This window comes from Microcystis sp. LE19-10.1B, assembly GCF_027530565.1.
In the GTDB taxonomy this organism is placed as follows: domain Bacteria; phylum Cyanobacteriota; class Cyanobacteriia; order Cyanobacteriales; family Microcystaceae; genus Microcystis; species Microcystis aeruginosa.
In genome coordinates this window covers 1-20,215 of record NZ_JAPZQM010000317.1, presented here as the reverse complement: position 1 = coordinate 20,215, position 20,215 = coordinate 1, and the positions used below count along the sequence as shown (strand labels likewise).

The window sequence follows — 20,215 nt, the reverse complement described above, 5'->3', positions numbered from 1 at the left end:
GAGTGATTGGGGGGAAAATTCAGGTACTTTTTCCCTGAAAATTAGGTAATTGACCCCCTGAAAATGGGTAAAACCCCACACCCCACACCCCACACCCCACACCCTGCCCCCAGGAAAAGCTTTTTCAGCAAACCCTAATTAATTTTCCTTAGTTACTTATCAAGTAAATAAACTGGCATCAACCCGAAAATATGCTCCCAAAGACCTAGCTTCTGACTGATTGATGCTGCGTTGTCCATTAATTATTTGCTGCACCGCATCAGGGGAACCCAAAATAGTAATTAGCTCTGGATATTCTATCTCGTTAGCTTCTATAAGATGCCGTAAAGTTGCTAAAGGATTTCTGTCAGGAATTGGATAATTATCTGCCTCGAACCTTTCGATCAAACTAATCAATAACTCCAGTAAAGCTTCCTCCTCTAAACTAAGTTCCGAGCGATGTTCCAACTCTTGAGCAATTGCGATCGCTCGCTCGTTTTCCGCCTCTGTGGTGATTGCTTTTGGTTGATAGTGAGCGAGTAATTCTCCATAGGTTTTAGAATTAAAAGTAAGCATCATTTTTCCAATTTTCTTTATCGTACTCGGCGTGGGTAAGAATATATTTAATATAGATAGTCTGTCGGTTATAAACTAGATCTACAATTAGACGATAGTGATTTCCTTTAATGTTAAAAACAGTGAAATTACCAACAGATTCAGCACTTTTATAAGTGGCTTGCACATCGATTAGATTTTGCCATTCTGCTTTACTAGCGACTCTATACCAATCATAGAGAGACTCGCAGGAATTAGCGTTGGTCATACAGAAATCGCGAAGTATTCGACGGCTAATTACCCGCATAATACAAATATACCTCTGGCAGTTTCTGTCAATAGCAATTATATCTCAATATCTAGGCTAACTCAAGCCGGCGGGCTGATTTGCTCACACTTTACATCGCGTAAAATGGTAGCACTTCCCACCAATGGGGACGTTTTCCCGCTTACCAGCTAAATCGAGAATATCAGGGGCATTGATGCCTAAAGGGAGACAAAATGTATTAGGCTAAAAACTAAACTATTTTGGCAAGATTTCTTTGAAGACCTCCTCAGCCTACTTATTGGTTTTCCACGGTAGTCGCGGTCCGCGTCCAGCCATGGCGGTGACACGATTAGCAGCCTTAGTTCAAGAAAAAATCAGTCAACCCGCCGAAAGATTGGCGAGTAAATCGGAGTTTAGCCCACCTATAGCGGTTCTAGAAGCAGATAATCGGGTATTAGTGGGGACTGCCGCCCTAGAATTAGCGATAACACCTCTCCATCAACAAATAGAAGCTTTTGCCCAACAAGCACAAAGCCAAGGATGTAACCGATTGCAGATTATCCCCCTGTTTCTCCTGTCGGGGGTTCACGTTAAAGAAGATATTCCCGCAGCCGTGGCCAAAGTGCGATCGCCAATTAAGCTAGAGTTAAAGCCCCATTTAGGCAGTTATCAGGGCATAAAATCGCTGTTATCCCGACAATTTGCCGATTTAAGCCACCAAGACCGCATTTTACTGTCCCACGGTAGTCGTCGCCCCGGCGGTAATCGGGAAGTGGAAAATCTAGCGGCGTTTTCTGGAGCAATTACAGCTTATTGGTCGATAGAACCGAGTTTATCCCAACAAATCGAGAGTTTAATTGCTCAAGGTAGCCAAAAAATCGCTATACTGCCCTATTTCCTCTTTGCTGGTGCAATTACGGACGCGATCAAAGCCCAAGTTTTTGAACTATCACAAAAGCATCCAAATGTCAATATATTTTTAGGTAAATCTTTGGGGGCGACGGGGGAATTAGCCGAGATTATTGTTGAGGAAGGATGTGGATGAAGCGGGCAGCGATCGCTTTAGGCGGTAATTTAGGGGATTCAGCGACAATTTTAGGGCAAGCTTTAGGGGAATTAGAGCGAGTCAAAGGAATTAAACTAGAAGCTCATTCCCAATGGTATCAAACCGCGGCCGTCGGCCCTCCTCAGCCCGATTATCTCAACGGTTGCGCCATTGTGCAAGTGGATTTATCGCCCTTAGATTTACTGCATAAATTATTAGAAATCGAGCAGTTATTCGGGAGAGTCCGACGGGAAAGATGGGGACCGCGTACCCTCGATTTAGACTTAATATTTTATGATGACCTGATCTTAGAAACGCCCGAATTACAGATACCCCATCCCCGCTGCCGAGAACGGGCCTTCGTGCTGCTTCCCCTGGCAGAAATTGCCCCCGATTGGCGAGATCCCGTAACCGGAAAAACTATCCTTCAGCTATTGGGGCAATTGGGATTGGCGGAGTAGGATGTTAGGTGTTGGGGTTTTAGGGTTTTAGGGTTTTAGGGTTTTAGTTGAAATTCCCCCATCTCTCCTGCTCCCCACTTCCCCACTTCCCCACTTCCCCACCTCCCCACCACCCCAAATAACCGCGTCTCAGTTACCGCCCCGAAACTCTACAATAAAGGCAGCAGCATCAATAAACAGTAAAAAAATCAACCGTGACCAAGACCCCATCGCTCGAGGAAACTCATTACAATCAGGCTAAAGCTAGTTTACAACAGGCTTTAACTTGGTATGCCAGTTTTCGCCGCCATTGGAATTATCCCCCCGATCCCCAACTTCAGGCCGCCGTTAAACAGGATTTGCAGTCCCTAAAATCGGCCTTGGATAAACTGGATGAAACAGTGATTCGGGTGGCAGCCTTCGGGTTAGTCAGTCGCGGTAAATCCTCGGTGGTAAACGCTTTAGTCGGTCAAAAAGTCCTGGCAACCGGACCCCTGCACGGGGTGACACGCTGGCCGCGATCGGTGCGTTGGATACCAGCCACGGGTAAAATCCAGATAGAATTAATCGATACCCCCGGATTGGATGAGATTGAAGGGGAAGCGCGGGCGAATATGGCCAGAGAAGTCGCTAAAAGTGCCGATTTGATTTTATTTATCGTCGCGGGGGATATTACCCGGACCGAATACGAGGCCTTGGCAGAATTGCGCCAGGCGAAAAAACCGATCATTTTGGTGTTTAATAAGATTGATCTCTATCCGGAAGCCGATCGCCGCCAGATTTTTCAGCAGTTACAGAGATTAGGAACCAATCGGGACGAAAAAACGTTAGAAGATTTGTTAACTAGCGATGAGATAGTTATGGTAGCCGCCGAACCGCAACCGATTCCCGTCCGGGTGGAATACCCCGATGGGCGCGTGGTGACTGAGTGGGAAACCCCTCCCCCCCAAATTGAGGAGCTGCAAGATAAACTCTTAACGATTTTAAATCGGGAAGGGCGATCGCTACTGGCCTTAAATGCTTTAGTGCAAGGGCAAGAAGCGGAGGAAAATATCGCTAGAAAAACCCTGGAACTCCGGGACAGTCAAGCGGAGGAAATTATCTGGCAATACGCGAAATATAAGGCTTTAGCGATTGCGGCCAATCCGATCGCTATTTTAGACCTACTAGGGGCTTCAATCGTCGATTTGACTCTAGTTCGGGCTTTAGCTCGTTTGTACGGCTTGCCGATTACCAGTCACCAAGCTGGTCAACTCTGGCGGACTCTACTTTTCAGTAGTGCGGGGTTGCTGGTGGGGGAAATCCTCAGCACTGTGATTATCGGTTTGGGCAAAACGGCAGCGGCAGCGGCGAGTATTTTTGAAAATCCTACCTCTTTAACCCTCTACGGTAGTACCGCTCTCCTACAGGGAGCAATTGCCGCTTATGGAACCTATATCATCGGGAAAGCCGCTAAAATCTATCTAGAACGCGGTTGTAGTTGGGGGGCATCCGGACCGAGTACGGTGATCAATCAAATTCTCGCTCAAGTTCATCCGCAAACTATTTTATATCGTTTACGTCTAGAACTAGAGCAGTGATTTTAAAGGAAAAAGGAAAAAAGGCAACAGTGATCAATTAAATATGGTTCTTCGTTACTTGGCATGGTTCGATCGGATGGCATAAATCGACTAAATTCTTATCTGGCAAAAGACTTAATTGATTAGTTCGTTCTAGAGGGAAAACAATTGACAAATCCCTGATCACCCCGTCCATTGCATAACACGAACCACTGACGACCGACTCCTGACTACTGACTCCTGATGACCGACTCCTGATTTTAGAAACTTAATTTTTGACAACGACAACTAGCTAGAAATATTGAGAGAAAATCATGTCTGCTGCCCATAAGTCCTATATTCCCGTTCCCGTTTCTCGCCAAAAAAGCCAAGGGAGTCAACGTCGTCCCCAGTCGCGGGTAACTTCCCCCAACCCGACTACTAAACCAGTTACTCAATCCTCCCCGACTCCCACCGTCAAACCGACGACTAAATCGGTGGCGAGAGTTCCCGTGGCCCCGACACAAAAACAATTAGCCTCGCGTCAATTACGTTCCCTTTGTCTCCTAGAAAGAATAGTGGCCGTGATTACTTTTTGTCTGTTGGGTTCGACTCTGGGAATATATGCTTGGACGGTATATATTCCCAAGGTTTGGGACAAAGAATTTGGTAAACTGGAAACACTGCAACGTCACGAGCGCCATCTTTTGGCCACCAATGAAACCCTTAAACATCAACTAGCTCAACAAGCAGAAAAACCCGAAACCGGATTAACTCATCCCCAACCCTTCCAAACTATCTTTTTACAGCGTAAATCTGCCCCTAACCTGAAACCGGCCAACGCTTCTCAACCCCAATCTACCGTCAATTCTCGACCGAGAAGTGCCTATTAACAGTTATCAGTTAACAGTTAACAGTTATCAGTGGGGAAGTTAACAGTTAGCAGTTATCAGTTAAGTGGGGAGGCACAATTATGTGTAGGATGGGTTAGCGGTAGCGTAACATAATCGGGCGTTGGGTTTCATGCTTCAACCCAACCTACGTTCATCTTATATTTAATTCCACCCACCCACTTATCAGTTATCAGTGGGTAAGTTAACAGTTATCAGATGTGAGTTTTTAAGTGTACTGTTTACTGTTTACTGTTTACTGTTTACTGCTCACTGTTTACTGTTTACTGCTCACTGATTACTGCTTACTGATTACTGCTTACTGCTTACTGATTACTGAAAGATACTGCTCATGACTGACACAAAAAGACCCAGATTTAGAGGTAAAAAAACTCGATCGCCCTCTGGCAGGTTCCAGGACAGAAAGTCCTATTTAAACGCCAAAAAACGGCAAAAAAACTTAAAAAATTTGCCTTTGAGTAACGGGCGATTGGTGGCGGTGTGGTTGATTTTAGTCATGGGTATTGTGGGTTTAGCTTGGCGATTGTACCAACTGCAAATAGTACAAGGACAGGAATTGCAAAAAAGAGCCAGACAACAGCAAACTACCAGTATTAGACCCTATATTCCCCGACGGGCGATCGTCGATAGTAATGGTAATGTTTTGGCGACCGATCGCTTGATTTATACTCTTTATGTACACCCAAAACTGTTTGCGATTCCGCCGGCAGAAGTGGCTGATAAATTAGCTCCTTTATTAAATATTCCCAGTAATCAACTGATTCAAAAATTTAAAGAAAAAGAAACAGGAATTCGTTTAGCCAATCAATTAACCGAATCCGTGGCTAGGGGCTTAAAACAATTATCTCTTGACGGTGTAGAATTAGAGGAAAAGTACGCTCGTTATTATCCCCAAGACGATGTGGCAGCCGACGTGATTGGCTATGTAGATAAAGAACATCGTGGTCAAGCAGGATTAGAGAGAGGTTCCAGTCAGTTATTAGAAAGAGATCCCTTTTCTGTCAATACAAGACGCATGGGAGACGGGCGAATTTTACCAGCTTTTGTTCCCCATGGTATCTTTCAATTTGATGAATTACAGTTAGAAGTAACCCTCGATTTAAAACTACAAAGAGCGGCGCGGACGGCCCTACGAGAACAGCTAAAAAAATTTAATGCTAAACGGGGAGCCGTCATCGTCATGGACTCCCTTGATGGTTCTCTTTTAGCCCTAGTTTGTGAGCCAACTTTTAACCCCAACGAATACTATAAAGCCAATGTGGCTCTATTTAAAAATTGGACCGTAGCCGATCAGTACGAACCGGGGTCAACTTTTAAACCAATTATTGTCGCCATGGCCATGGAAGCGGGGGCAATTAAAGCTAGTACGGTAGTCAATGATCCGGGGGCAATTACTGTCGGTCCCTGGACGATTAAAAATGCCTCTAAACAGGGTTATGGGGCGCTAGATATGGCCCGAGTCCTACAAACCTCTAGTAACGTGGCCATGGTGCAAATTGCCCAAAAAATGGGGCGAGTTGATTTCTATAAAAGTTTATTAGGATTGGACATAAATCAAAGGGTTGGTGTAGATTTACCCGGAGAAGTATCAGGATATCTCAAACCCGAACAAGAATTTCTGGATAATGCCATTGAATCGGCCACCGCTTCCTTTGGTCAAGGTTTATCCCTAACGCCTTTAAAATTAGTACAATTGCACGGTGCGCTGGCCAATGGTGGCACCCTGGTGACTCCCCATGTGATCAAAGGATTAGCCGACGACCGCGGCCGTTTGCACTGGCAGCCCGATTATCCCAGCAAAAAAGTCTTTTCTCCCACCGTGGCCCGGCAAGTGGTGGAAATGATGGAAACCGTCGTCAGCAAGGGGACGGGGGTAGCGGCCCAAATCCCCGGTTATCGCATCGGAGGCAAAACGGGAACCGCACAAAAAGCTAGTCCGACGGGGGGTTATCTACCTAACGCCAAAATTACCAGTTTTGTGGCGATTTTACCGATCGAATCGCCCCGTTATGTGGTTTTGGTGGTGGTGGATGAACCCAAGGGTGCCAATACTTTTGGCTCCACTGTTGCCGCTCCTGTGGCAAAAACGGTGATGAATACGCTCATTTCCCTCAAAGGTATCCCCCCCACCTCCAAGGTCGTTCCGGCGGGTTCTGCGACCAATAAACCCCCGCGGCACGATTAATTTAAGTCTTTTTGAAAGAGGCTTTATTTAGGGTTTGCTGAAAAAGTTTGTTGGTGGGGTTAGGAGTCAGGAGTCGGTCGTCAGTAGCCGGTCGTCGGGAGTTTCAGGCTTTGTTGCCCTCTCTTTTTTGTACCAACCCATGTACTATAATAAGGATAATGCCAGGTTTTTGATGGTCCCAATCCGATTTTTTGGCACTAACATCGGATTTTAACAGGTCAAAAGCCTTATTTTAAAAGGGTTTTACCATTATTCAGCAAGCCCTAAATAGGCTAAAAAAGTCTCTAACATCCCTCTAGATTGATTATCTGGCATCATCCACACACCGAATTTTATCCCCGATTCTAGAGTCATAATTAATCCCGCTGCTGGTAAATTTTGAGGTAAGCTAGGTATATTTGGTAAACAGGCATTATATAAACTTTTCCAACGATTATCAGGTTCTTCGTCCGCATCCATAATAATTCCTAAATGAGTTAGTCCGTTAGGAGTTTTTAGTTGCGTAGAGATATATTTAGGTTTTAGTAAATTTTCAACACCATCACAATTTATGATATTCAATGGTTCTTCCCCTCTATTCCAAGTAACTCCATTTGCTGCCATTAATTGGGGAATAACTCTCAATTCCTCTGCACCTTCCACTAATAACTTTTTTGTCTCTATTTTAGGCATTGTTACCGCACCTCAAGATTACTTGTAGCAGCAATAACAATTTCTTCTGGATCAAAGATTACAGATTGGCTTTTTTCCCTATCTATCCTTTGAATAGTAATCTCGTTATCGGTAATTTTTTCTTCGGTAATTAATTCGGCTAAACTTTGCCAACAATCGCGGCTGTGAGTGGTGGCAAATACCTGAATATTGAGTTTTTTGGCGGTTTCCCAGACGACTTTCCACATATCAGTCATGACAGTAAAATGCAATCCGCTATCAATTTCATCAACTAATAAAATTCCATTTTCAAGATTAACCATTGCTAAAACTAATCCTAACATTCGCCAAAATCCATCGCCTAAACTGCCAATAGGGATAGGTTGATCATGATTTTTAATTTTGATTACAAACCCACCTCTAACACCTAGGTTGTTTGAAATTAAGTACTTGCCAGAACCAATACTAGCTATCCTTTCAATTTTTGGCTCAATAATTTTCAAAGATTCAATAATTAAATCTTCTAAAGGAGAGAGAACAATGTTATCAAAAAGTGCTGCCATATCAGAACTTGTTAGAGAAAATGGTGTTAAGAACTTCAATTCAATTTTATTATCAATACCTATTTTATGGGAAATTCTGCTTAAACTAGCCATTCTTCTTGTGGAATCTCTGGCAAGAGTACCGTTGGCAAGAAGTTCCAGTTCAATAGGTTTTTGTGAGCCAATCCATCCAATACTTAAAATAAGTTTACCCCATTCCTCATTGTCGAAATTGTTATCATTATTTTGATTTATATCATCATTTTTGTCTGTAAATGAAGATGTTTGTATAGGAATGCTTTCAACAGAAATGGTAACACTTGCTAGATAGGATTTGCCATATCCACTGATGATAATTTTTTTACTTGGGATGATTTCATGCCCAGGAAATAAATGACAAATTTCAAAAACTTTAGTGCGACTAGGTAGATTACTTTCTGACCAACCAAACTCACCTCTATAGCTAATAGTTTCAAAAAATATATCTATATTATTCTGAGCATACAAAAACTGAATCGCTTCTAAAATAGAAGTTTTACCGCTATTATTTTTACCCACTAAGAGATTAATTCGACCAAGATTGGCCATCTCAAAATTCTGAAACCCGCGAAAGCCTTCAATTTTTAGGGATTGTAACATGAGTGATTACCCCGGATTTTCAGTTATTAAATCTAGTTTATCTCAACCCCAGTAGCCAAAGCCCCCGACGAGACTAGATAGCGCAGACTCACCTTGCCATCACAGATTAACTCAATCAGCGCTTTTAGTCCCTTTTCACCTTTCGAGCATTATAGCTGGTTTCGGGGCAGAAAACCAGCAAAAACATGACTACAGAGGGAATCGCTGACTCTAGAGATTAATGACAATAAATTCCTAGCTGCCGATATAGTTCAACCTCATCCTTGCAAACAGTTAAGGTTTTTTGTTCTTCAATATTCTGAATGACTTGTTGAGTTTTTTGGTTAAAATCGCTTATGGTATAATTACCTTCTGCAATTCGTCTTTCTTTTTCCTATAATTCAAGACAAAGTTCCATAGCTTCTTGAATATTGCTCAAAGCTTCTTCGAGATGATGTCCTTCATTAATACAACCGGGAGAGAAGGAATAGAAAGATTATAATCTCTTTCCTCGCTTGGTTCTAAAATAAAATTCACTTTCAGATCGGCTCAGGGTAATAATAAGATAACTATATTATAAGTGATGTTGCTGGGGAGTTACTCAAATTCTTCTAATTGCGATCGCACTAATTCTAGGGGAAGTTTTAAAACTCTAGCAATTTGTTCTATAGTTAATCCTTCTTTGATTAATTCGGGAATGGTTTCTAATTTAGCTTGTTGATAAATTTTAGATGAGGGTAATTCACTGTTCTCTTTTCCAGTACAAAAATTACCGCTATTGATTTGTATAACGTCTTTAATATTACTAGAGTTAGAGAAATTAGAATAACAATATCTTTGTAAACTCGATTTAATGTTAGCCTTACTGACTTCCTGTCCTAATATTTCTGATAAGGTTTTCCATAATTTACCTGCTGTTTCCTTGATATATTTCTGAGAACGATGATTTTTTTGAGCGATTTCGGCGTATTTTTGATGATTGACGACTCCCTCTAAGATTTCATGCTGAAGATCGTCTAAATGTTCTCCTGTATGGGAGAAAACAAGCTCATCAATAGTTATTATAAAAGATTGAATATCGAAGGAGTTCATAGGATGATTTTAAACGGGGAGTTAAGTCAGGATTGCTTGACATTATACCGCAAAATGCCAATTTAGTGTCTTTATATTTCTTTATGGGGCTTTTATGGGTCTTGAAAGTTAACTTTAGGGTGTTTATATTACCAAAGTAAATCTGCCCACCCTAAATAAATGCCTTAACATTTCGACAAAGCATTTATTTAGATATTTTCAACCAGAAAAAAGGAACTTTCATGAAACGCTCACTTAAAAATTTGGCAACTATTATGGTTACTATATCCACATTACTGGTGTTTGCTGATCAAGCACTCGCAGATATAGAGCTAACTACAGGAACTCCTTCTAAAGCTGGGAAAATTATCATCCGAATCACTCTTAAGGACGGAAAAACAAAAAATGTGGTGGTAACGATTCCAAAAGGCACAACTTCCACTGGGAAGGCAACCCTAATTAATAACGCTTTTCAAGTAGGGGAACCATTCACTTTACCCCCCCTCGAGCAGGAGGGAAATAAGCTCATTTTTCCACCTAACGTAAAAAAATTTGAGAAGTTGCTAGACGACACTGGACAAACAACTAAATTAAAAGCAGTTAAAAAGCAAAAAGCAAAAGAGGGGCAAATCGATGGTGAATATATAGAGTTAGCTTCAGTATTATCTGGTTTGGATGGTAGTGGAAATGAATCTATATTTCTGGCTTCATTAGGTTTTAATACACCCTCTGAAAACGTGTTTGCCAGTTCCCAGTTTTTATTTAGCGAATTACCAGGCAGTGATATTAATGATTGGTTATCAGCTATATTCACTGATCTTCAAGGACAGTTACCAGTTGTGTATAGATCTAATCTTTCATTAGATCTAACTAATGATACGATTTCGTTTGTTTTTCCAGAAAATATACTGCCAGACTCCAGTTTTATAGAGAGTGGAACCAACGATGTCAATGTATCAAGTTCTTTAGATATAGAAGTAGAAACCATTCCCGAACCCACTTCAACTTTAGGACTCTTTTCTCTAGGAATACTCGGTGTTGGTGCGACAATAAAACGTCAAGTTAAACGCAATCATTCTATCGAAAAAGAAACCACAAAAATAGGTTAAATTGCCCATTAACTGGTGTTATCGCTCTTTGATTACTTTGCGTTCGCCGAAAAAAGTACAAGGGTTTTGAGTCTCTCGGAGCGATTTCTCAACGTTTGTTCCTGGCACTTTTTTGGAAAAAAAGCTCAAAACCCTTTTCTAGCAGAGCTTACATTTGTATTCAGCAAGCTCTACTTAAACGATTGACCGAATATTAAAATAAATCCCCATGGGAACCAGAGCGCACTAAAAAAAGATGGGTGTCTGTGATTTTATAAATTAAAAGCCAGTCTGGTTCTAGGTGACAATCCCTATATCCATTCCAGTTTCCCATCAAAGCGTGATCTTTGTATTTAGGTTCTAGTTCTTGCTTTTGAAGTAATTTATCAATGACATTTTTCAGTTTGGTCATATCTTTTCCCCGTTTTTGCAGTCGTTTAATATCTTTCTTAAAGCGATTTTCAAAAATGGGTAATAACATTAAATTCCTAGCTGCTGATACAGTTCAACTTGATCTTGGCAAACAGTTAAGTTTTTTTGCTCTTCAATATTCTGAATAGCTTGTTGAGTTTTTTCGTTAAAATCACTTATGGTATAAGTCCCTTCTGCAATTCGTCGTTCTTTTTCCGCTTCTTCTAAAAATTCAGCTAGGTGTTTTTTTAGATAGGTTGCTAGGCTATCTTGTTGTTCTTCAGAAAGCAGTGCAATTTGCTCGAAAGTTTCTTGAATTAATTTAGTCATCTGTATTGTACTCCGAAGTTCAGTTTTTGAGGAAAAAAATCAAGATTCAAATACTGCCCTAACACACCAAAAAGAAAAGTTTTTGATGTGTTACCCTTGGTCAACCCACTATTTACAATAAAGCCATTTCTCCCACCACTTCCAAGCGGGTATAACTGCCGATTTTGAGGAATTTTTCCGAGAGAGATTCGGCCACATTGGGAGTAATCCAGCCTAACTGTTTGAGAATTTGCAAAGCGGCGGCATATTTAGCCCGTTTGGAACCATCTAGGGCTTTAATTGCTAATCCTAAACCTTCGCCGACGCGCCCGATACATTGAATCCCTTCGGCCCCGGCTTTACTGACGATTTCCCCTTGGCTAACCTGCATTAATTCCGTGTCAAAAGCCCCTTCTCCTGCTACCATGCGGGGATGATAGGTCATCGCCCGGACGATTCTTTCTAAGTCTAAACGGTTGCCAGAGGCTAACTGGGCGTAGAGATGGGCCATTTGCCCCAACTGCATTGAATAGGTGGGCGCGCCGCAGTCATCGTGGGCGCTGATTAATTCATCCCCCGGCATCCCCAATAATTCGGCAATTTTGCTGAGAATTAGCTTCTGTATCGGACTAGAGCGCCGCAGATAGCTATTTAACGGCCAGCCACGCTGTTGACACACCGCTAACATCCCGGCGTGTTTACCAGAACAATTGTACTGGAGGCGACTGGGTTTACCTTCGGGGAGGGGACATTGCAGGGCATTAGGATCGATATCGGCGCGCCAGAGAATATTAAAGACTTGACGGGCGTGTTCCACCGTGCCTTGGTGAGAACTACAGATAATGGCTAGATCCTTATCGTTGAGATCGTAGCGTTCGAGGGTGGCGGTACTGATGACAGCCAGTGCTTGAAAAGGTTTCAGGGCCGAACGAATAAAGGCGCTAGTTTCGGCGCTGCCGGCGGTGGATAATACCCGGCCGCGGTCATCGCAAATAGCGGCCTCGACATTATGAACCGATTCAATAATACCTTCCCGGAGGAGATGAATTTCTAAGCGGTGGGTTGGTGAACGTTTTACCCTATTCATTCAGATTGGTGATTGGTTGCGGTTAGTGAGTGAAAAATAGCCAAAAAAGACCACTGATAGCGACAATTGCCCCTAGAATCAGGGCGGTTTTTTGTAAACGCTGGAGAATGGGCTGGATTTGATAGGAGACGATTAAACGATCGCGGGTTAAAATGGCGGCGGTTTTTGTCCAGATTTGGCCATCGTACCAGCCCGACTCTTCATAAAATACTTTCTCCGATTGCAAGCGATCATAGACGTAGATCCAGCCTAAATACAAGCGCAATAACACCAATCCTACCAAAATTGTCGAGCCAAAAATCCCCGCGCAGAAGAAGAGAAAAGGGGCTTTTTTGAGGGGAAAACTAGCGGCGGCAATCGGTCCGACAATTAACCATGTCCATAACCATAACCAGACAATTTTTTTTGTATAAGAGGCTACATCTAGCGTCGCCCAACGGAAAAACCAAGATTCTTTTAATTGTTCGTACTCGTTAACCGGTTGCTGTTCTTCCGGGACGGGACAGAAATCAAGGGAGGATTTCATGGATTCTACTCCTCCAAATGGTCGCTAGGTAGAGGAATCCGTTGAGCATGACCCCAAAATGCTTCTAAATTATAAAATTCTCGCTCTTTTGGTAAAAAGATATGGACAATGATATCGCCATAATCCATCAGGATCCAGCTACCTTCGCTTTTTCCTTCCACTTGTCGGGGGGATTGTTGCCATTCTAGTTCCATAGCAGCTTCGATCGCATCCTCGATCGCTCGCACTTGAGTGGTAGAATAGCCGGTAATAATCAGAAAATAATCGGTTAAATAACAGATATCGGCGACTTTCAGGATGGCGATGTCCCCCGCTTTCTTGTCCTCGGCAGCGGTGACAATTGTCTCTAGAAATTTTTCGGTCTTGAGATTTTCGGCGATGGGGGTAATAATTCCAGTGGGATTGGTCATTCAGGTTGTGGTTATCCTTTGGCTGAGGTGGTTGTAAGCGAGTCTTGAGATTATGTTAATCAATGGTTTTAGTTTCTGTTGGTTGTTCTTTAACAATTTGTAACGCCCAGTTGCGGGTTAGCACGGTGCGGGGATGAATGGGACAATGGCTACTTAAAAGATATTTTAGGGAATAATCGCAGGTTTGTTGAACGCTTTTATGGAGATTTTGATAGCTGAGTTGTCGTAGGGCGTTTAATTCGGGTGTATCGCCGCGATTGGGTTCCAAGGCATCGGCAATAAAGACTATACAGCTAAGATCGCTCATATTGGGTTTACCGAGGGTATGATTGCGAATTGCTTCGAGAATTTCCTCGTCGGTAACGTTAAATTCTTTTTGGGCGACAACTGCACTCACATCGGCGTGGAGTAAGTGGGGATGGGATAAACAGATATTATCCACGTCTATTCCCGCCGATTCCGCCATTTTTAGCAGTTTTTTGGGCTTGAAAAATTTAGCCAGATCGTGTAGTAATCCCGCTTGCCCTGCTTGGACGGGATCGAGATCGTGATGACGAGCTAAATCAATACACATGGTCTCCACACCGAGAATATGTCGCAGACGGTGTTCGTTGACGTTTTCTTTTAACCAGTCGATAACTTGCTGTCGCATCTTTTTTTTGCCCTTGTGGAACCCCAAAACGATTGTAACAATTACTATACAATTTTGCCTATTGCTCCCGGGTTCGATCTTTACCAATCATCCTCGCAACTAGCTTCTAAAACTTCTTCTTGCTGCCAATCATCCTGAAAAGGTTGTACCACTTTACCGATCGCATCGGCCACAAAAGACTTAATAAATTCTTCCTTGCGACTGAGTTGAAATTGTCTTTGTACCACTTCCGTCATACCACCGTCACCCCAGTCTTGATCCTGACGGAAATATTCAATAAAACTTTTGCCGGCAATGCGGGTTAAATAGGCGGCACTGACCCCTTGAATTGCCTTACCGACTATATAGGTAGTAAAATTTAACTGTAGGATTCTGGCTAATAATTCTACTGCTCCTTTCACTACTCCCAAACTAACTAGAGTTTTGCCCAAAGATAGAGCCAATTCCTTGCCTCGATCGCTGTTAATTTCACAGCCATAAACTTGACCAATTTCCCTGACCATTTGAGCATTAACCGCCGCCGTTGCTAACAGATCGAACACTGGTAAGGGAGTCACAGCAATCACTCCCGCACCGATCCACTGATAGCGATCGATAATTTTATCAGCTTGGCGACGACGTTGGCGATCGATAATTTTCCTAGCTTCTTCCCCCAATCTTTGGGATTGTAAGAGGATATTATCTGCCACTAAATCCTCCCCTTCGGCCCGTAAAACTGAAGCCAAACGTTTAATTAAAGCTAAAATATCCGGTTCTGGTGTGATCATTTGTCCCCCGGTTAACTGTACTGGTTGGGGATTAGCGGCGACGGCAATAATATCGGCTGAAAGAATCACTCCTTTTAGACGTTCTCGTAATTGTTTTAAAATAATGTCTCGATCTTCATCGCTATAGAGATCGATTTTATTAAAGACTAAGAGAGAACGTTTACCAATATCAATTAAACGCAATAAAGGGGCGTATTCCGATTGTCGAATATCGTTATCAATGACAAATAAAAGTAAATCTGCTTCCGTGGCTAATTGTCGCGCTAACTGTTCCCTTTGACCTCCGGCTGCACCAATTTCGAGAATGCCGGGGGTATCGGTAATTTGAATTTCCCGATTCACACCTTTCATTTTTAAACTATAGGTTTCCCCTTTTTCCGTGGTTCCCATGGTTGCCTCCACATTGCCCACCATTTGACCGATGAGGGCGTTAATTAGGGAGGTTTTTCCCGCCGATCCCGTACCGAAAACGATGATTTTAACTTCTTTTCTGGCTAAACTTCGCTCAATTTCTTGGGAACGCTTAATAAAAACCTGTTGGGTTACTTTATCTTGAATTTGCTCCACTTGTTGCCGGATAGCTTTTAAGGTTTCCCCAGCGGCCTCGGTTTTTTCTACCGGTAATTTTAGGGGTGGACGGGAGGAAGAACGCAACCCGCGGCGACTTTTTTGCTGCTGGGGCAGCAGATAAAAGTAGTACAAAAGAACGTATATTAGCAAGCCCAGCAGTCCGATAATCAGCAAAAGCAGAATATTAGCTAAGATAGGAGCAGTAAAGGCGATCTGGATGTAAAGACGATAGATAGAGTTGACTAACCACAACATTAATCCGAAAATAAAGCTCAGACCAATGATTAAAGCGGCAAGACGGGGTAATTTCATCAGCTTTAACGGTAGGGGATTGCTTGATCTTGATCTTAGTTCTTTGCCGGCCGATTGTCGGGAACTAGAATAGACTATTATCTATGAAGTAGGGAGACACAATTATTTATAGGAGCAGTAGCGTAACATAATCGGGCGTTGGGTTTCATGCTTCAACCCAACCTACGTCCTCCACCTACCTACTCCCTATCTACCCACTTCATAATTCATAATTCATAATTCATAATTCATAATTCCCTCTCCCCACCTCCCCACTTCATAATTCATAATTCATAATTCCCTCTCCCTTCGGGCCAGAAAAGGGGTAAGATAATAAGTTTAGTGATAAGATGACCGAATTGTAAGCGGGGACTTGATATGGCAGAAACCCTATTATTTAATGCTTTGCGACAGGCGATCGATGAGGAAATGGGCCGCGACCAGACAGTATTTGTTTTAGGTGAAGATGTGGGTCATTACGGCGGTTCCTACAAAGTTACCAAAGATCTCTACAAAAAATATGGCGATTTAAGGGTTTTAGATACTCCCATCGCTGAAAATAGTTTTACGGGCATGGCAGTGGGGGCAGCCATGACGGGATTGCGTCCGATTATTGAAGGCATGAATATGGGTTTTCTTCTGCTTGCCTTTAACCAAATTGCCAACAATGCCGGGATGTTACGTTATACTTCCGGCGGTAATTTTAAAATCCCCATGGTTATCCGCGGTCCGGGGGGTGTGGGGAGACAATTAGGGGCGGAACATTCCCAACGTTTAGAGGCCTATTTTCACGCGGTACCCGGACTAAAAATTGTCGCTTGTTCCACTCCTTACAACGCCAAAGGTTTATTAAAATCGGCGATTAGAGATAATAACCCCGTGCTTTTCTTTGAACACGTTCTTCTCTATAATCTCAAGGAAAATTTACCTGATACCGAGTATCTTTTACCCCTCGATAAAGCCGAAATCGTTCGCAAGGGAGAAGATATCACCATTCTCACCTATTCGCGGATGCGTCATCACTGTTTACAGGCATTAAAACAGTTAGAAAAAGATGGCTATGATCCAGAAATTATCGATTTAATTTCCCTGAAACCCTTTGATATGGAGACGATCGCCGCTTCGATTCGCAAGACTCACAGGGTGATTATCGTGGAAGAATGTATGAAAACGGCAGGAATTGCTTCCGAGTTAATTGCTTTAATTAACGAGCAGTTATTCGATGAATTAGATGCCCCCGTGTTAAGATTATCTTCCCAAGATATCCCCACACCTTATAACGGTAATCTAGAAAGATTGACGATTATTCAACCTAATCAAATTGTCGAAGCTGTCCAAAAAATGGTTGGCGATCGCATTTAAAAAATTCTCCTTTTGATACTGAAGTTATGCAGAGACAAAATTGGTTATTGTTACTGATCATCGGTCTGGTTATTGCCTCGATCTTCGTCCTGATTAAGTTACCCCTACAATTAGGTTTAGACCTGCGCGGTGGTAGTCAATTAACCATTCAGGTTAAACCCACGGAAACCGTCACAACCATTCAACCTAATGATTTAAAAGCCGTACAAAATGTGATTGAAAATCGCGTTAATGCCCTCGGTGTTTCTGAATCATTAGTGCAGACTGTGGACAGTAAAAATCAGGTAATCGTGCAACTACCCGGGGTCACAAATCCCAAAGAAGCTGAGAGAAACCTAAATGTTCAGGCCCAATTAGAATTTCGTCAGCAAAAACAAGGTACAGAAGGAGAATTCCGGGCTGAATATTCAATTTTTCAACAAAAAAAAGCGGAATTAGCCGCCCTCAAAGCCGAGAATAAACCCGAAAATGCCGCTAAAATTGCCGAACTAGAACAATCTCTGCAAAAATCTAAAGAGGCGATTTTAAATTTATTTGAATCGGTGGACTTAACTGGAAAAAATCTGCAAAATGCCACTATTAGTTCCACCCAAGGCACTAACTGGGAAGTGGCCATTACTTTCGATTCGGAAGGGGGCAATAAATTTGCCGAACTGACTAAAGCGATCGCAGGTACTGGTCGCAGTATTGGGATTTTCCTCGATAATGAATTAATTAGCGCCCCTGTGGTTGATGTGCAGTTTGCCCAAACGGGAATTACAGGAGGCCGGGCCGTGATTACTGGTAATTTTACCGCCGAAACTGCCAACGATCTAGCGATTCAATTGCGCGGTGGTTCTCTACCTTTCCCCGTTAAAGTGGAAGAAATTCGCACCGTCGGGGCAACTTTAGGCCAGGATAGTATCCGTCGCAGTATCTACGCTGGTTTAGTGGGTTTACTGTTAGTTTTAATCTTCATGGCGGTTTATTACCGTTTACCCGGTATTATTGCCGATGTTTCCCTGATTATCTATACTATTCTTTCTCTGGGGGCTTTTGCCCTAGTGGGAGTCACCATGACGTTACCCGGTATTGCTGGATTTATCCTCAGTATCGGCATGGCAGTCGATGCAAATGTACTAATTTTTGAGCGTACCCGGGAGGAATTAAGGGCCGGAAAATCCCTATTTCGGGCAGTAGAGTCGGGATTTTATCGGGCTTTTTCCAGTATTCTTGATAGTAATGTCACTACTTTAATCGCCTGTGCTGCCTTATTTTGGTTGGGTTCAGGATTAGTCAAAGGTTTTGCTTTAACTTTAGCCATTGGGGTAGCTGTGAGTATGTTTACCGCTTTAACCTGTAGTCGCACTCTCCTGTTAATCACCGTGTTAAACGTCCCTAGCATTCGCCAAAAACCCCAACTTTTCTGCCCCAATTTACCGGTAAATCAGTAGGGTGGGTTAGGCGACGACAAGTTATGCTGTTAACCAATAATTTCATATTCGCCGTAACCCACCGATTGCCACTCCCTACTCCCCAAATTCCTTTTTCCTTTTTACTTTTTACTTAATCAATATGGCATTTAACGTTACAAAACAGCGTAATTTTTGGTGGACAGTCTCGGCCCTGCTGACGATTGGTAGTATTTTGGCCATGGTAATTTCTTGGTTCACTATTCAAGCGCCTTTGCGACCGAGTTTAGATTTTGTTGGTGGTACGAGAATTCAGATAGAATTAGCCTGTGCCAAAAAGAATAACTGTGAGAAACCCTTAACTACTGCCGAAGTGCAAGCAATTTTAGACGAGGAAGGATTGGGTAACAGTAGTGTGCAGGTGTTGGATAAATATACTTTATCCGTGCGGACTAAAACCCTGGCAGAAGAACAGAGAACGAAATTACTCGACACCTTAAACCAGAAAATCGGCGCCTTTGACCCCGAAACCAGTCAAATCGATACAGTCGGTCCCACCATCGGTCAAGAATTATTTAGGTCGGGATTTTTAGCTTTATTAGTGTCATTTTTTGGCATTGCTGTCTATCTAAGCTTCCGTTTTCAACGGGATTACGCTTTTTTCGCCATTGTCGCCCTGCTGCACGACGTTTTGATCACTTTAGGGGTCTTTGCGGTTTTAGGCTTAATTGCGGGGGTAGAAGTGGATAGTTTATTTTTGGTTTCCCTCTTGACAATTGTGGGCTTTTCTGTTAATGACACAGTGGTAATTTATGATCGCGTGCGGGAAAATTTTGTCAATACCCCCGAATTATCCGTGGATGAAATTGTCGATAACGCGGTCAGTCAAACCCTAACTCGTTCGATTAATACCACCCTGACCACTTTATTGCCTCTGGTGGCGATTTTTCTCTTTGGTGGCACGACCTTAAAATATTTTGCCCTAGCTTTAATTATTGGTTTCGTAGCCGGGGCCTATTCGAGTATTTTTATCGCTAGTACCCTACTAGCTTGGTGGCGCGGTCGTTCCCATCGACCCACACTCAATTACAGTTAGGATGCCATTGGTGAAGAATCAGTGGTTCTTGGATGGGTCGTAATAGTAATTTCAACCTGTTGATTGAGACGACCCAAAATTGAGATCAAACGGTCAATAGTAAAGCGTCCCAAATTAGCACGGCGAATCTGGACAAATTCACTGTGATTAATTCCAGTTCGCACTTGAGCATCGCAGGTTGATAAGTCTTCCTTCTCCAGAAGCTTGATAATTTCAGCAGCAAGCAGTGCTTTCGCTTGTCGCACGTCCGCATCTACATCGCCAAAATCGCGGTACACATTCCCGCTACCTTGTACCAGTTCAAATTGTTCTTCACTCATCGGAAATTTTGGGTCTGAAACCCCGCCGTTCTAGGTTGGCTTTACGTTAGAATTAAAAGGCCAGTCTCGAAAACCAAGTGGACGGCGCAGCACCTTGAAAACTCGGCTTAGGGGGTTCCGACCAGAAAAGCT

Annotated in this window: 22 protein-coding genes and 1 pseudogene; 9 read left to right on the top strand and 14 right to left on the bottom strand. The window is 42.8% G+C overall.

Features of this window, described 5'->3' with window-relative positions:
- Positions 1-159: 159 nt before the first annotated feature.
- Both O9332_RS11345 and O9332_RS11340 read right to left on the bottom strand, forming a co-directional pair.
- Positions 160-555: a helix-turn-helix domain-containing protein gene (locus O9332_RS11345; protein ID WP_002763195.1), complete on the bottom strand. Its 396-nt coding sequence runs from the start codon at positions 553-555 to the stop codon at positions 160-162.
- The gene (locus O9332_RS11340) at positions 542-841 is read right to left on the bottom strand and encodes a type II toxin-antitoxin system HigB family toxin (RefSeq protein ID WP_002763191.1); all 300 of its coding nucleotides are present in this window, start codon (positions 839-841) and stop codon (positions 542-544) included. The genes O9332_RS11345 and O9332_RS11340 overlap by 14 nt, the downstream gene beginning before the upstream one ends.
- 235 nt (positions 842-1,076) lie before the next feature.
- Between O9332_RS11340 and O9332_RS11335 the strand changes: the two genes are divergently transcribed.
- From O9332_RS11335 to O9332_RS11315, 5 genes are all read left to right on the top strand, one after another.
- On the top strand, positions 1,077-1,847 hold the full coding sequence (locus O9332_RS11335) for a sirohydrochlorin chelatase (RefSeq protein ID WP_502846647.1): 771 nt from the start codon (positions 1,077-1,079) through the stop codon (positions 1,845-1,847).
- Positions 1,844-2,308: a 2-amino-4-hydroxy-6-hydroxymethyldihydropteridine diphosphokinase gene (folK, locus tag O9332_RS11330; protein ID WP_052588148.1), complete on the top strand. Its 465-nt coding sequence runs from the start codon at positions 1,844-1,846 to the stop codon at positions 2,306-2,308. The genes O9332_RS11335 and folK overlap by 4 nt, the downstream gene beginning before the upstream one ends.
- Before the next feature lie 194 nt (positions 2,309-2,502).
- A complete protein-coding gene (locus O9332_RS11325) occupies positions 2,503-3,867 on the top strand; it encodes a GTP-binding protein (protein ID WP_288025537.1) in 1,365 nt (454 codons plus the stop codon).
- A gap of 293 nt (positions 3,868-4,160) precedes the next feature.
- Positions 4,161-4,718 carry a hypothetical protein gene (locus O9332_RS11320; protein WP_147070522.1) on the top strand — a complete coding sequence of 186 codons (558 nt, stop codon included), beginning with the start codon at positions 4,161-4,163 and terminating at the stop codon, positions 4,716-4,718.
- A 349-nt stretch (positions 4,719-5,067) separates the two neighbouring features.
- A complete protein-coding gene (locus tag O9332_RS11315; RefSeq protein ID WP_288025532.1) occupies positions 5,068-6,921 on the top strand; it encodes a peptidoglycan D,D-transpeptidase FtsI family protein in 1,854 nt (617 codons plus the stop codon).
- A gap of 249 nt (positions 6,922-7,170) precedes the next feature.
- Here the strand turns inward: O9332_RS11315 and O9332_RS11310 are convergent, their stop codons facing one another.
- From O9332_RS11310 to O9332_RS11300, 4 genes and pseudogenes are all read right to left on the bottom strand, one after another.
- Positions 7,171-7,593: a DUF3226 domain-containing protein gene (locus O9332_RS11310; protein ID WP_288025529.1), complete on the bottom strand. Its 423-nt coding sequence runs from the start codon at positions 7,591-7,593 to the stop codon at positions 7,171-7,173.
- A gap of 2 nt (positions 7,594-7,595) precedes the next feature.
- Positions 7,596-8,753: an AAA family ATPase gene (locus tag O9332_RS11305; RefSeq protein ID WP_288025526.1), complete on the bottom strand. Its 1,158-nt coding sequence runs from the start codon at positions 8,751-8,753 to the stop codon at positions 7,596-7,598.
- 44 nt (positions 8,754-8,797) lie between these two features.
- Positions 8,798-8,887 (bottom strand): annotated as a pseudogene (locus O9332_RS28045) (divergent PAP2 family protein); the annotation flags it as partial.
- Between the two features lie 442 nt (positions 8,888-9,329).
- Positions 9,330-9,824, bottom strand: a complete 495-nt coding sequence (locus tag O9332_RS11300; RefSeq protein WP_002763166.1) for a helix-turn-helix domain-containing protein — start codon at positions 9,822-9,824, stop codon at positions 9,330-9,332.
- A 221-nt stretch (positions 9,825-10,045) separates the two neighbouring features.
- Between O9332_RS11300 and O9332_RS11295 the strand changes: the two genes are divergently transcribed.
- Positions 10,046-10,912: a PEP-CTERM sorting domain-containing protein gene (locus O9332_RS11295; protein ID WP_002763164.1), complete on the top strand. Its 867-nt coding sequence runs from the start codon at positions 10,046-10,048 to the stop codon at positions 10,910-10,912.
- Between the two features lie 193 nt (positions 10,913-11,105).
- Here O9332_RS11295 and O9332_RS11290 read toward each other — a convergent pair whose 3' ends face one another.
- The 7 genes from O9332_RS11290 to O9332_RS11260 all read right to left on the bottom strand — a co-directional run bounded on the left by O9332_RS11290 (position 11,106) and on the right by O9332_RS11260 (position 15,935).
- Entirely contained in the window at positions 11,106-11,372 is a 267-nt protein-coding gene (locus O9332_RS11290) for a type II toxin-antitoxin system YafQ family toxin (protein ID WP_002763162.1), read from the bottom strand.
- Positions 11,372-11,632 carry a hypothetical protein gene (locus O9332_RS11285; RefSeq protein ID WP_002763159.1) on the bottom strand — a complete coding sequence of 87 codons (261 nt, stop codon included), beginning with the start codon at positions 11,630-11,632 and terminating at the stop codon, positions 11,372-11,374. The genes O9332_RS11290 and O9332_RS11285 overlap by 1 nt, the downstream gene beginning before the upstream one ends.
- A gap of 112 nt (positions 11,633-11,744) precedes the next feature.
- Positions 11,745-12,698 (bottom strand): asparaginase, encoded by a 954-nt coding sequence (locus O9332_RS11280; RefSeq protein ID WP_002763157.1) that lies wholly within the window; start codon positions 12,696-12,698, stop codon positions 11,745-11,747.
- 22 nt (positions 12,699-12,720) lie between these two features.
- Positions 12,721-13,224 (bottom strand): CGLD27 family protein, encoded by a 504-nt coding sequence (locus O9332_RS11275; RefSeq protein ID WP_002763155.1) that lies wholly within the window; start codon positions 13,222-13,224, stop codon positions 12,721-12,723.
- Positions 13,225-13,229: 5 nt separating this feature from the next.
- Positions 13,230-13,634 (bottom strand): ribosome silencing factor, encoded by a 405-nt coding sequence (gene rsfS / locus O9332_RS11270; RefSeq protein WP_002752120.1) that lies wholly within the window; start codon positions 13,632-13,634, stop codon positions 13,230-13,232.
- Positions 13,635-13,689: 55 nt separating this feature from the next.
- Complete coding sequence (yqeK, locus tag O9332_RS11265) at positions 13,690-14,286, bottom strand: bis(5'-nucleosyl)-tetraphosphatase (symmetrical) YqeK (RefSeq protein WP_002763152.1); 597 nt, start codon at positions 14,284-14,286, stop codon at positions 13,690-13,692.
- An 80-nt stretch (positions 14,287-14,366) separates the two neighbouring features.
- Positions 14,367-15,935: a YcjF family protein gene (locus O9332_RS11260; protein WP_002763151.1), complete on the bottom strand. Its 1,569-nt coding sequence runs from the start codon at positions 15,933-15,935 to the stop codon at positions 14,367-14,369.
- A 357-nt stretch (positions 15,936-16,292) separates the two neighbouring features.
- Between O9332_RS11260 and O9332_RS11255 the strand changes: the two genes are divergently transcribed.
- The 3 genes from O9332_RS11255 to secF all read left to right on the top strand — a co-directional run bounded on the left by O9332_RS11255 (position 16,293) and on the right by secF (position 19,763).
- Positions 16,293-17,276, top strand: a complete 984-nt coding sequence (locus tag O9332_RS11255; protein ID WP_002752113.1) for an alpha-ketoacid dehydrogenase subunit beta — start codon at positions 16,293-16,295, stop codon at positions 17,274-17,276.
- A 26-nt stretch (positions 17,277-17,302) separates the two neighbouring features.
- Positions 17,303-18,709: a protein translocase subunit SecD gene (gene secD / locus O9332_RS11250; protein ID WP_288025518.1), complete on the top strand. Its 1,407-nt coding sequence runs from the start codon at positions 17,303-17,305 to the stop codon at positions 18,707-18,709.
- A gap of 121 nt (positions 18,710-18,830) precedes the next feature.
- The gene (gene secF, locus O9332_RS11245; RefSeq protein ID WP_002763140.1) at positions 18,831-19,763 is read left to right on the top strand and encodes a protein translocase subunit SecF; all 933 of its coding nucleotides are present in this window, start codon (positions 18,831-18,833) and stop codon (positions 19,761-19,763) included.
- Here the strand turns inward: secF and O9332_RS11240 are convergent.
- Positions 19,760-20,083: a helix-turn-helix domain-containing protein gene (locus tag O9332_RS11240; RefSeq protein ID WP_288025516.1), complete on the bottom strand. Its 324-nt coding sequence runs from the start codon at positions 20,081-20,083 to the stop codon at positions 19,760-19,762. The genes secF and O9332_RS11240 overlap by 4 nt on opposite strands.
- Between the last annotated feature and the right edge of the window lie 132 nt (positions 20,084-20,215).

Bases quoted from the DNA above. Each gene is read 5' to 3' on its own strand.
- O9332_RS11260 (WP_002763151.1), bottom strand. From the start codon at position 15,935: ATGAAATTACCCCGTCTTGCCGCTTTAATCATTGGTCTGAGCTTTATT.
- O9332_RS11320 (WP_147070522.1), top strand. From the start codon at position 4,161: ATGTCTGCTGCCCATAAGTCCTATATTCCCGTTCCCGTTTCTCGCCAA.
- yqeK (WP_002763152.1), bottom strand. From the start codon at position 14,286: ATGCGACAGCAAGTTATCGACTGGTTAAAAGAAAACGTCAACGAACAC.
- rsfS (WP_002752120.1), bottom strand. From the start codon at position 13,634: ATGACCAATCCCACTGGAATTATTACCCCCATCGCCGAAAATCTCAAG.
- O9332_RS11295 (WP_002763164.1), top strand. From the start codon at position 10,046: ATGAAACGCTCACTTAAAAATTTGGCAACTATTATGGTTACTATATCC.
- O9332_RS11275 (WP_002763155.1), bottom strand. From the start codon at position 13,224: ATGAAATCCTCCCTTGATTTCTGTCCCGTCCCGGAAGAACAGCAACCG.
- O9332_RS11240 (WP_288025516.1), bottom strand. From the start codon at position 20,083: ATGAGTGAAGAACAATTTGAACTGGTACAAGGTAGCGGGAATGTGTAC.
- O9332_RS11310 (WP_288025529.1), bottom strand. From the start codon at position 7,593: ATGCCTAAAATAGAGACAAAAAAGTTATTAGTGGAAGGTGCAGAGGAA.
- secF (WP_002763140.1), top strand. From the start codon at position 18,831: ATGGCATTTAACGTTACAAAACAGCGTAATTTTTGGTGGACAGTCTCG.
- O9332_RS11280 (WP_002763157.1), bottom strand. From the start codon at position 12,698: ATGAATAGGGTAAAACGTTCACCAACCCACCGCTTAGAAATTCATCTC.
- O9332_RS11305 (WP_288025526.1), bottom strand. From the start codon at position 8,753: ATGTTACAATCCCTAAAAATTGAAGGCTTTCGCGGGTTTCAGAATTTT.
- O9332_RS11300 (WP_002763166.1), bottom strand. From the start codon at position 9,824: ATGAACTCCTTCGATATTCAATCTTTTATAATAACTATTGATGAGCTT.
- folK (WP_052588148.1), top strand. From the start codon at position 1,844: ATGAAGCGGGCAGCGATCGCTTTAGGCGGTAATTTAGGGGATTCAGCG.
- secD (WP_288025518.1), top strand. From the start codon at position 17,303: ATGCAGAGACAAAATTGGTTATTGTTACTGATCATCGGTCTGGTTATT.
- O9332_RS11290 (WP_002763162.1), bottom strand. From the start codon at position 11,372: ATGTTATTACCCATTTTTGAAAATCGCTTTAAGAAAGATATTAAACGA.
- O9332_RS11345 (WP_002763195.1), bottom strand. From the start codon at position 555: ATGCTTACTTTTAATTCTAAAACCTATGGAGAATTACTCGCTCACTAT.
- O9332_RS11315 (WP_288025532.1), top strand. From the start codon at position 5,068: ATGACTGACACAAAAAGACCCAGATTTAGAGGTAAAAAAACTCGATCG.
- O9332_RS11255 (WP_002752113.1), top strand. From the start codon at position 16,293: ATGGCAGAAACCCTATTATTTAATGCTTTGCGACAGGCGATCGATGAG.
- O9332_RS11340 (WP_002763191.1), bottom strand. From the start codon at position 841: ATGCGGGTAATTAGCCGTCGAATACTTCGCGATTTCTGTATGACCAAC.
- O9332_RS11285 (WP_002763159.1), bottom strand. From the start codon at position 11,632: ATGACTAAATTAATTCAAGAAACTTTCGAGCAAATTGCACTGCTTTCT.